Origin of the sequence: Psychrobacillus soli, from assembly GCF_006861775.1 — a bacterium.
GTDB lineage: Bacteria > Bacillota > Bacilli > Bacillales_A > Planococcaceae > Psychrobacillus > Psychrobacillus soli.
On record NZ_VDGG01000078.1, the window covers coordinates 1 to 11,744 of the forward strand.

Below are 11,744 nucleotides of genomic sequence, written 5' to 3' on the forward strand. Positions count from 1 at the left end.
ACTCAGAACGAAAGCAATGGGATTTAAAAAAGATGGCTCCGGAAGCATACCGAAACCATCTCATCGCAGCCTAAACTGCAAACTCTCTTTTTATTAAACTGTCTACTTTAAAGGGCTCAGTTCAGAGTCACTTCCTACACTTCTTTTATTTCTATATTTACCTTAAAAAGACTGTACGGCCCCTAAAATAGCATATTTCACATGCTCGTACGTTAAACCACCTTGAATAAACGCAGTATAAGGAGGTCGGATCGGTCCATCTGCAGTTAATTCCATACTAGATCCTTGGATAAACGTTCCCGCTGCCATAATGACATCATCTTCATAACCAGGCATATAAGCAGGTTCGGGAGCAAATTGGGCATTTACCGGCGAGTGCATTTGAATCGCTTTGCAAAACTGAATCATTTGTTCGGCTGTTTGAAACGATACCGATTGAATAAGGTCCGTTCTTTTTTGCGAATAATGGGGTTCCGTCGTCATGCCCACTTCTTCTAAAACGGCCGAAGTAAAAATCGCGCCTTTAACTGCTTGCGAAACAATATGCGGAGCTAAGAAAAATCCTTGGTACATATCCATTAGCGTATTTAGAGATGCTCCTGCCTCTGCTCCAATTCCAGGAGATGTCATACGATACGCACACTTCGTAACAAATTCACTTTTCCCTGCAATATATCCACCAGTTTTCGCCAGTCCACCACCAGGATTTTTGATCAATGAGCCCGCCATTAAATCTACTCCAACGTCAGTAGGTTCCAATTCTTCCACAAATTCACCGTAACAATTATCCACGAAAATAATGGCATCCTCTTTTATCGCTCTTATCTTTTCGACCATTTCTTTAATTTGTTCTACCGTAAATGAAGGACGCACTGCATACCCTTTAGAGCGTTGGATCGCAATTACTTTTGTATTCCCTTTGACCGTTTTTTCTACCGTTTCCCAATCGATCGCACCGGATTCTAGTAAGTCAACATGCTGATAAGAAATACCAAAATCCGCTAGTGAACCCGTATCTTCTTCACCACCACTTACAATAGATTGAAGCGTATCGTATGGCTTTCCAGTTATGTATAACAGTTCATCATTCGGTCTAAGTACGCCAAATAAACTAATGGAAATTGCATGTGTACCTGAAATAATTTGCGGACGAACAAGTGCTGCTTCTGCTCCAAATGTAGTTGCATACACTTTTTCTAACGTATCCCGTCCCTCATCATCATAGCCATAACCAGTGGATGGATTAAAATGATGATCACTTACATGATGCGTTTTAAATGCATGAATTACTTTTTGCTGATTGAAAAACGCTATTTTTTCAACCGCTTGATGATAACTAGCTATTTTCGCTTCCGCTCTATTTGCTAAGTCTAAAACTTCTTCTGATAATGTCGTTGTAAAATTCATCTGTTTCTCTCCTTGCTGTTTCATGACAAATAGAAAAGACTAATCTCAAAGAATGAAATTAGTCTTCGCTCTTAAAATTGGACTTCGCCGTCCCAATCAAGCATTCCGCCTGCTACGTTTGTTACTGTAAAGCCATTCTCTTCTAAAATTTCGCAAGCCATCGCACTGCGCGCTCCTGCTTTGCAAACGATATAATGAGGAACTGACTTATCGATTTGATCGATGCTTGTTTCCACTTGACCTAATGCGATATGTTTTGCACCTGGAATAATACCAGTTGCTACTTCTTCACTTTCACGTACATCAATGATGCTAACTGTTTCGCCAGCATCTATTTTTTGTAAAAGTTCTTCTGTTGTGATTACATTCATTTTTTACTCTGTCCTTCCATGTCTATTCCATTAAAATCATAATAGGAACCTGCTTGCCTGTCAAATTACCAGGCTTATTCTTCGTTCAAGCTGACTGGTTTAGAAGGTGCAAACGTTGAAATAGCATGTTTGTATATTAACTGTTGCTTTCCATCTGACTCAAAAAGAACGGTAAAATTATCATAGGACTTCACTAACCCTTTTAGTTGAAAGCCATTTAATAAAAATACTGTAACAAAAATATTGTTTTTTCTTAATTGATTCAAATAAATATCTTGAATATTCGTAGGTTTCATTCCAATTCCCCCATTGTGCATTTTACATAAAAGTACTCTCCACATTTAACTATTCGCCATAATCATTCATTCTCCTGCAAGAAATCTGTAATTTCTTTTATGATCTTTCCACTATCTACAAATGGATCGTACCAATGGATGTCCATTTTGTTCCGGAAGTACGTTAATTGGCGCTTTGCATATCTTCTAGAATTTTGCTTTAAATTATCCAATGCCTCGTCAAGTGGGAGGAGACCGTCCAAATACGCATAGATTTCCTTATAACCGATTGCTTGTATCGATTGAACTTCTCGAATCCCTTTTTCATGGAGTTTCTTCACTTCTTCTAATAGCCCTTTTTCTACCATCAAGTCTACCCGTTTATTTATCCGCTCGTAGAGAATTTCGCGATTAGTAGTTAGCCCGATAATATAATGGGGATATACTTTTTCATGTCCTTGGTTTTGTTCAATTTCCTTTTTCTGCTTGCCGCTAAGCTCTACTCGTTCGATTGCGCGAATAATTCGTTGTACATTATTAGGATGAATTTCGGTAGCTGCTTCCGGATCTACCTTTCGTAATCGATCAAATAATTCATCTGGTGATAGCTGTTCCAATTGTTTTTGTAACTCTACGTCTATTTTAGGCTGCTCTGTGAAGCGAAAATCATATAAAACAGATTGGATATAGAGCCCCGTACCTCCAACGATAATCGGCAGTTTCCCTCTCGATGCGATGTCTTCTATTTTCTCTCGCACGATTTTTTGATATTCTGCTACTGAGAAACTATCTGTTGGATCTTTTATATCTAATAAATGATGGGGAACTCCTTCCATCTCATCTTCGGTAATTTTAGCAGTTCCTATGGAAAGCTCCCGATAAATTTGCATCGAGTCTCCATTAATAATTTCTCCGTTGAATGTTTTTGCAAGCTCAATACTTAAAGCAGTTTTCCCTACTGCTGTTGGACCTACAATTGCAAGTACTACTGGTTTCTCAGTCATTTTTTAACATCCAGTTTACGATAAATTGAGACGCTTCGCTTTTATTCACTTCGTTTAAAATTTCATGTCTTGCATTTTCTATTAGTTGTACCGTTACATTTTCCATTCCTACATTCGTCAAACCTTTCGCTACTTTAAAAATATCTTTACCAGATTTACCAACAGGATCTTGTAAACCACTAATCAATAATACAGGCAAATCTTTTCTAATTTTCTTTATTTCATTTTCTTGATGGATGATTTTTAATCCATGAAATAGATCGATATAAAACTGATTCGAAGGGATAAAACCGCAAAACGGATCGTCGATATACTTTTTCACTTCATTTGCATCTGAACTTAACCAATCGAAATCTGTTTGTGCATCTTTAAATCGCTTATTGAATCCGCCGAAAGACAGCTTATTCAGTAAAGCACTTTCGGTTTGCGGTGTTTTCTGTTTAGCTGAAAACTTCCCGATGAGACTCCCTATATCCCCCATTACTCCAGGGCTGAATGTCGTGCCGCTTAGTACCACTTTGGCAAGAGATTCGCTATATTTTTGCATATATCTCCTTGCAACGAACGAACCCATACTATGCCCAAATAAAATAAGGGGGACGTCTCCGATTTCTTCTCGTACTTGCACTAATACTTCCCGGACATCTTCTGTCACTCGTTCAAACCCATCTTGTTCCGCAAAAAAACCTTGTTGACCATTTTTTTCTGCCGTTTTTCCGTGACCACGATGATCATGACCACTAACGATAAAGCCATTTTCCACCAAAACTTGTGCAAATTCATCATAACGCCCTATATGCTCCGCCATGCCGTGCAAAAGATGCACATGCAAAGTTGGAGGTTGTTCTGGCATATATTGGACAATATGAATCAAGTGATCATCAGACATTTGACCTTCTAAAATGGTTTTCAGAGAGCAGCCCCGCCTTCATGTATAGTAGCTTCCATTAATAAGGCCTCTAATTGTTGCTGGAAAGAATTCTTTTCTTGCTCGGTATAATGCAATAACTGACCCATTACATTCAATATATCCGCTTTATACTTTTTATATAGCTCGATTTGAAAATAAAGCATGCCCGTTCTTCTTACTAGGAAGTCAGCAGGAGAATAGGCCATCTCTTCGTGCACCGCATAATAGACTTGTGCAAGAAGACTTAATGGCAAAGTAGATGGAATCGTCGATAATATATGAGCATAGTGAAATACCCGATCGACATTTGTTCCATAAAATTTTGCTAAGCTTTTTCCTTCTGCTGTTGTTAAACCATAGGAAGGGGCAATTTGAGCTTTAGTTGCAATGAAAGCTTCCAATTGGTGCGCTCCTCCAATATCACCACCTGATAAAGTTACATGTTTAGTAACACAAGGACCATATTGTTCATCGCCTAACTCTTTGGAAATAGTGTTCACAATTGTTTCCGCCATTTTACGATAGCCAGTTAATTTTCCACCAGCTATTGTAACTAATCCAGCCTCGGACTGCCAAATTTCATCTTTCCGAGAAATTTCGGAAGGATTTTTCCCGTCCTCATAAATAAGTGGACGAACGCCAGCCCAAGTCGATTCTACTTGTTTTTTCGAGACATTTACGAGTGGGAACATATGATGAATGGCATTTACTAAATAGTCCACTTCTTCTTCTGTTACCGTTGGATGCTCAATATTGCCTTCGAAAAAAGTATCCGTTGTACCAACATATGTTTTTCCATCACGTGGGATGGCAAAAATCATGCGTTTATCCGGAGCATCAAAATAAATAGCCTGACTTAACGGAAAAGCAGATTGATCCATGACAATGTGGACACCTTTTGTTAACTTTAGCTTTTTCTTATTATCAATGGCATCTAGTGCTCGAACTGCGTCTACCCAAGGGCCAGTTGCATTGACAACTTTTTTCGCATGGATATGAATACGTTTATTTTTTATGACATCTACAATTTCTGCACCTATGATTTTGTTTTGTTCGTTATACATAAACGATTTAGCCTTTGCGTAGTTTAAACAAACTGCCCCTTTTTCCATTGCTTTTTTCAGCACTTCGATCGTTAGTCTCGCATCATCTGTTCGATATTCTACGTAATAACCGGCCCCTAGTAAATCCTTGCTCTTTATGAGCGGTTCTTTTTCTAGCGTTTGTTCGGGAGTTAACATATGACGTCGCTCTTCTTTTTTTACTCCTGCAAGAAAATCATATACTTTCAACCCTGCAGATGTGCTAAATGGTCCAAATGTTCCTTTTTTATGAAAAGGGAGTAACATCCATTCCGGTTCGGTCACATGCACGGCATTTTCATACACAATTTCCCGTTCTTTCCCGACTTCTGCTACAACTTTTACATCGAACTGTTTTAAGTAGCGAAGTCCTCCGTGTACAAGTTTCGTCGATCTACTGGAAGTGCCAGCAGCAAAATCTTGCATTTCGACTAACGCGACAGACATGCCTCTCGTCACTGCATCTAGAGCAATACCCGCTCCTGTAATACCTCCACCAATAACTAATACATCGAACTCATAAAAATTTAATGTGTGCAAAATTTGCTCTCGTTCCACAGAAGATTTCACTTAATCCACCTCTTCATCTGAAAGTTTGAATACTCTAGTTGCTTCCACTGCTTTTTTCCAACCTTTGTATAGTTGGTTACGCATAGGTTCATCCATTTTCGGTTCGTACAGTTTTTGACTTTCGCGCAAATCGGCAAGTTCTTGCTCATCTTTCCAATACCCGGTAGCAAGCCCTGCTAAAAAGGCTGCGCCGAGAGCGGTTGTTTCATTTAACTTAGCTAGTTCTACGGGCAAGTCTAGTAGATCACTTTGAAATTGCATCAGAAATTCGTTGCCCACAGCTCCTCCGTCCACACGAAGTACTTCAACGTCCACTCCGGAATCTTGTTCCATTGTATGGAGAACATCTTTCGTTTGATATGCTAAAGATTCGAGTGTCGCACGAATGAAATGCTCCTTTGTTGTTCCTCGGGATAGCCCGAAAATAGCACCTCTTGCATCTGAATCCCAATAAGGCGTACCTAGTCCAACAAAAGCCGGTACAATATAAACCCCTTCTGTCGACTCCACTCTTTTCGCATAGTCTTCCGAGTCTGCTGCTTTTTTCACCATACGAAGACCATCTCTGAGCCATTGTATGGCAGAACCAGCAACAAACACGCTACCTTCTAGCGCATACGTTACTTTACCATTTAGCCCCCATGCAATCGTTGTTAGTAGCCCAGATGGGGATTGAACTGCTTCTTCTCCCGTATTGAGCAGCATAAAGCAACCTGTACCATAAGTGTTTTTGGCCATTCCTTTTTCAAAGCAACATTGACCAAATAATGCGGCTTGTTGGTCTCCTGCTGCTCCTGCAATATCAATTGCTTTTCCAAAAAATACGGAAGGATCCGTTTGCGCATATATCTCAGACGAAGATACCACGTTTGGAAGCATATTCATCGGGATATGTAGCTTATCGCAAATTTCTTTGTCCCACTTCTGTTCATAAATGTTATATAACATTGTTCGAGAAGCATTCGAGTAATCCGTCACATGTGTACTGCCATTTGATAGTTTCCAAATTAGCCACGTATCGATTGTTCCAAAAAGAAGTTCCCCTGCTTCTGCTTGCTCTTTAGCTCCTTCGACATTGTCTAAAATCCACTTTACTTTTGTAGCAGAAAAATAAGGGTCTAGCATGAGTCCTGTTTTATCCTTAAAAAAGGACTCGAGCTTTTCTTTTTTCAACTCGTCGATAATGTTTTGCGTTTGTCTTGATTGCCAAACAATTGCATGATAGATCGGTTTTCCTGTTTTCTTATTCCAAACGACTGTTGTTTCACGTTGGTTCGTAATACCAATTGCATGTACATCTTCTGGTTGGTGCCCACTTTCTGTCAAAACCGTTGCAATAACTGACAACACGGAACCCCAAATTTCCTGTGCATCATGTTCCACCCAGCCTGGCTTTGGAAAATATTGTGTAAATTCCTTTTGGGCAGTATGAACACTATTGCCTTGTTTATCAAACAATATCGCTCGAGAGCTCGTAGTTCCTTGATCAATTGATAAAATAAATTTCCCCATTTGGCCCCTCCTACATGACTCGTTTAAACATCTTTTCCACTTCATACGTTGAAAAATGAACAATAACAGGTCGCCCGTGCGGACAAGTAAGTGGATGCTGCGCATTTTTCAAGCTTTCTAACAGTTGCTGCATATCATGCATTGTTAAATAATGATTTGCTTTAATCGATAATTTACAGCTCATCATAATCGCCGCTTCTTCTCGCAATTTTTTAATGTCTGCTTTTCGATTTGTTAATACTTGTTCGATTAAGCTTTCAATAATCTTTGTTTCATGACCTTTCGGAAACCATGTTGGATACTCCCGAACGACAAAACTAGAAGTACCAAACTCCTCTAAAAATATACCCACATCTTGTAATTCTTGCAGGGATTCTTTTATCCGGTATGCTTCGTCCAGTGAATAGTGAAACGTAAGAGGTAGTAGTAGCGCTTGGCGTTCACTAGCATTTACTTCTCCCACTTTTTCTTTGTAAAATTCATATTTAATCCGTTCCTGTGCTGCGTGTTGGTCGATCAAGTAGAAGCCATCATCGCTTTGCGCAACAATATATGTTCCATGTATTTGTCCTACGACATGTAAATCTGGAAATGGTTGTTTTGCTTCGACTACTTCTTCTACATATGCTTCTACGACTGGAACTGGCTCTTCTTGTAACGGTTCAATCGTTTCGTGAATGTTTGCTTCATGAATAATTGTTGGCTGCCCCATTATTTCTTCCGTTTCCTGCGCAATGGGTTGTTCAGGAGGCGAGTATGGTTTAAAGAAATCAAATTGCACGCTCGGTTGTTTTTTTACTTCTGGTTTTTCTGTAATTTTAGGTGGCTGTTGTACACGATGAATAACCGAACGGATTGTTTGACGTACAAGCTCCATTAGTTCTTTTTCTTTACTAAGTCTTATTTGATGCTTCGCTGGATGAACGTTTACATCTGTTAGCATTGGGTCCGTTTCAATATTTAATACGACAATTGGGTATCTCCCTATTGGAAGTAGCGTGTGATAGGCATCTACAATGGCATTGTTTAGCCCATAATGTTTGACCCAGCGGCCGTTTACTAAAATCGTTATATAGTTTTTAGAAGCTCGCGTAATTTCTGGCATCGTAGCAAATCCAGAGATTTGAAAATCGGACGATTCCTTCTGGAAAGGAACCATTTTCTTCACATTTGCTACTCCATATATGGAAGCAAGCACTTGCCGTAAATCTCCTCTACCGCTTGTTTGAATAATCGTTTGCCCATTATGAATGAGCTTAAATGCTATGTTGGGATAACTAAGTGCTAATCTGTTGATCAAGTCAATTGAATGACCAAGTTCTGTTTGGATCGTTTTCAAATATTTTAACCGGGCAGGTGTATTAAAAAATAATTGCTTGACAGCGATATCTGTTCCTCTTCGAATAGGTGCTGGTGTACAAGAAATGATTCGCCCACCTTCTAGTTCCACTTTCGTTCCAACATTATCGCCATCAGATGTCCATAAACTAATTTTCGAAACAGAAGCAATACTGGCAAGTGCTTCTCCGCGAAATCCGAGCGACCGGATTCGAAACAAATCATGTTCTGTCGTGATTTTCGATGTCGCATGTCTTGAGAAGGATTGAACAGCATCCGCTTCGTCCATTCCTTTTCCATTATCGGTCACTTGTATTTTTGCTAACCCTGCTTCTTCTAATAGTATTTCAATCGATGTACTTTCCGCATCAATTGCATTTTCGACTAATTCTTTAACGACAGAAGCGGGACGTTCAACTACTTCCCCTGCTGCAATTTTATTGGAAAGTAGCTCTTCCATGACGATGATTTGTCCCATTTTATTCACCTACTTTTTAGTCTAATTCACTTTGTAGTTCATATAGTATTTGTAATGCAGCTAGTGGCGTTGTTCCGGAAATATTAATTTTTTTCAATTTCTTCATCACTTTATCCGCCGCAGGATGCTCTGCTACCGGCTTCGTTTTTTGCGTCGGTTGTTCATCAAAGAACGATAATTGTTGTTCCTGAACGGAAGTTTCCTCCAGCTCTTTCTTTTCTTGTTGTTCGAATGTGTCGAGTATTTCTCGTGCTCGTTCAATAATTTCTTCTGGCAATTGCGCTAATTCAGCTACATGAATTCCATAACTTTTATCGGCTGGACCATTTTTTAATTTGTGTAGAAAGACGACTTTTCCATCTTTTTCTGTCGCTGCTACATGCACATTACGTAGTTTCGCCAATGTTTTTTCTAAATCAGTTAACTCATGATAATGTGTGGAAAATAGCGTATTTGCCCCAATATGATCATGAATATATTCCATCATCGCTTGCGCTAGACTCATCCCGTCATATGTCGAAGTTCCACGTCCAATTTCATCAAAAAGAAGGAGGCTGTTACTTGTCGCATTCATAATGGCATGCTGGGATTCCATCATTTCAATCATAAATGTACTTTGGCCGCCAGCTAAATCATCTGCCGCTCCGATACGTGTAAATATTTTATCAACGATTGGCAACTCTGCCGATTCCGCCGGTACGTAGCAGCCGATTTGAGCCATAATAACAGTAATAGCAATTTGTCGCATAAACGTACTTTTACCGGACATATTAGGTCCTGTGATCAGTAGCATATTTTCTTCTTCTGTTAATGTACAATCATTCGGCACATATAATTGATTGTTCATCATTTTTTCTACGACAGGATGTCTTCCTTCTTTAATAATCATCGCATTCGAATCATGAAAAGTTGGTTTTGTCAGACGGTACTTCTCAGCTACTTGTGCAAAAGAAATATACACATCTAGCTCACTAATTTGTTTGGCAAGCTTTTGTACCCGAGGAATATACGCTTTAATTTCTTCTCTTAATTGGGTAAATAAATCATATTCTAGTACTAAACTTTCCTCTTCCGCTGACAGAATGAGCGTTTCCTTTTCCTTTAACTCATCTGTAATATAGCGTTCCGCATTGGCAAGTGTTTGCTTCCGCACATATCTTGCCTCATCTGCAAGATGGATCGTCGATTTCGTTAACTCAATATAATAGCCAAATATTCGGTTATACCCTATTTTTAAGTTTTTCGCGCCAGTACGTTCTCGCTCTTTTTGTTCTAGTTCCGCAATCCACCTTTTCCCATTCACAGATGCGTCTCTTAGCTGATCCAATCGCTCGTTATAGCCATCTTTTAGGACGCCACCATCTTTCACAGCAATAGGTGGATTTTCATGAATCGCATCTTCTAACTTTTTCCAAATATCTTGGCAATCCTCTATTGCCTGACCAAGATCATTTAATGCTTGATTATTGGCATACACTAACTGCTCTTTAATAGAAGGAATTTTAGATAAAGACTGTCTCAGTTGCGCGAGATCCCTTCCTCCTGCACTTCCGAACCCTATTCTTCCCACTAATCGTTCCAAATCATATACTTCTTTAAATGCTTCTTTTATTTCTTCTCGTAACATAAAATCTTCTAGAAAGCTCGTAACTACTGCTAATCGGTCTTCAATTGCATTTTTTTCAGCAAGTGGCTGATGAATCCATTGTTTTAACTTTCGTCCGCCCATTGCCGTAACCGTCTCGTCCAGCAACCATAATAAAGTTCCTTTTTGATCTGCATTTCGAATCGACGAAATAAGCTCTAAATTTCGTTTCGAATGGTAGTCAATCGCTAAAAAGGAGTCTCTACGTGAAAAAGTAAAAGGTTGAATATGTAATAGCGAGCGCATTTGTGTTTTTTGAATGTACTGTATTAAGCGTTTCACTGTACGATGTGTTTCTAATGGATGATTCGGCACGTATTTTTCGATGGATTGATCATTTGCTTCATCTTGTTCAATCGATAATGTAAAATCATGGATCGCCGATAAATCATTGATCAATACGTACATTTGTTCACTCACGATTAATTCTTTTGCTTGTATCGCTAGTAGTTCCTGTACGACTTCTTTTTCATCCCCATGAAGAATCGTTGTAAATCCGTCCCCTGTGGAGACGTCTAAATAAGAAAAAGCTACTTCGTTTGGAGAAACTACATCCGCTGATGCAATAAAATAATTCGTTTTATGTTGCATGCCTTTTCCTTCAATAATCGTTCCAGGCGTGATTAATCGAACAACTTCTCTTTTTACGACACCTTTTGCCTGCTTAGGATCTTCCACTTGCTCACAAATAGCTACTTTATGCCCTTTAGAAATAAGCGTTTCAATATAGCCTTGTGCCGAATGATGGGGCACGCCACACATTGGAACGCCATCTTTTCGACTAGTTAGCGTAATTTCTAAAATAGCCGCTGCTTTGATCGCGTCGTCATTAAATAGTTCGTAAAAATCGCCTAATCGGAAAAATAAAAAGGCATCTAAATATGCTTCTTTTATTTTTATATATTGTTGCATCATAGGAGTTTGTGTTGTCATGTGTTGCCCTTCTCTCTTCTAAAAACTTTCTATTTTATTATAACAAATCAAAAGAGGGAGTGCTTAGGTTAATGGATTGATTACTTAATATAGGATAGTGCGTCGTAGAAGACCTATTAGGTGACCGCTAGGATTTTCGCTGCAGTCGTACGCTTTCCACCGGGTAAGCGATGAGCCTTCACCGCCGCTTAGGCGGACGTTGTGAAGTCTCATTATGCT

The 11,744-nt window shown here is 39.2% G+C and carries 9 protein-coding genes; all 9 read right to left on the reverse strand.

The annotated features are described in order from the left end of the window. Positions 1-162: 162 nt before the first annotated feature. A complete protein-coding gene (locus FG383_RS20110) occupies positions 163-1,407 on the reverse strand; it encodes a methionine gamma-lyase family protein (RefSeq protein ID WP_142609408.1) in 1,245 nt (414 codons plus the stop codon). Between the two features lie 71 nt (positions 1,408-1,478). After that, positions 1,479-1,778, reverse strand: coding sequence for a rhodanese-like domain-containing protein (locus tag FG383_RS20115; protein ID WP_142609410.1), 300 nt, complete (start codon positions 1,776-1,778; stop codon positions 1,479-1,481). 74 nt (positions 1,779-1,852) lie between these two features. Then, positions 1,853-2,074, reverse strand: a complete 222-nt coding sequence (gene hfq, locus FG383_RS20120; protein ID WP_142609412.1) for an RNA chaperone Hfq — start codon at positions 2,072-2,074, stop codon at positions 1,853-1,855. A gap of 62 nt (positions 2,075-2,136) precedes the next feature. After that, on the reverse strand, positions 2,137-3,057 hold the full coding sequence (gene miaA, locus FG383_RS20125) for a tRNA (adenosine(37)-N6)-dimethylallyltransferase MiaA (RefSeq protein WP_142609414.1): 921 nt from the start codon (positions 3,055-3,057) through the stop codon (positions 2,137-2,139). Further along, on the reverse strand, positions 3,050-3,946 hold the full coding sequence (locus tag FG383_RS20130; RefSeq protein WP_142609416.1) for an alpha/beta fold hydrolase: 897 nt from the start codon (positions 3,944-3,946) through the stop codon (positions 3,050-3,052). Before FG383_RS20130 ends, miaA begins: the two co-directional genes overlap by 8 nt. 20 nt (positions 3,947-3,966) lie before the next feature. Next, positions 3,967-5,619, reverse strand: a complete 1,653-nt coding sequence (locus tag FG383_RS20135) for a glycerol-3-phosphate dehydrogenase/oxidase (RefSeq protein ID WP_142609418.1) — start codon at positions 5,617-5,619, stop codon at positions 3,967-3,969. After that, on the reverse strand, positions 5,620-7,131 hold the full coding sequence (gene glpK / locus FG383_RS20140; RefSeq protein ID WP_142609420.1) for a glycerol kinase GlpK: 1,512 nt from the start codon (positions 7,129-7,131) through the stop codon (positions 5,620-5,622). Positions 7,132-7,141: 10 nt separating this feature from the next. Continuing rightward, entirely contained in the window at positions 7,142-8,947 is a 1,806-nt protein-coding gene (gene mutL / locus FG383_RS20145; RefSeq protein WP_142609422.1) for a DNA mismatch repair endonuclease MutL, read from the reverse strand. Positions 8,948-8,963: 16 nt separating this feature from the next. Continuing rightward, on the reverse strand, positions 8,964-11,525 hold the full coding sequence (mutS, locus tag FG383_RS20150; RefSeq protein ID WP_142609424.1) for a DNA mismatch repair protein MutS: 2,562 nt from the start codon (positions 11,523-11,525) through the stop codon (positions 8,964-8,966). Positions 11,526-11,744: the final 219 nt, after the last annotated feature.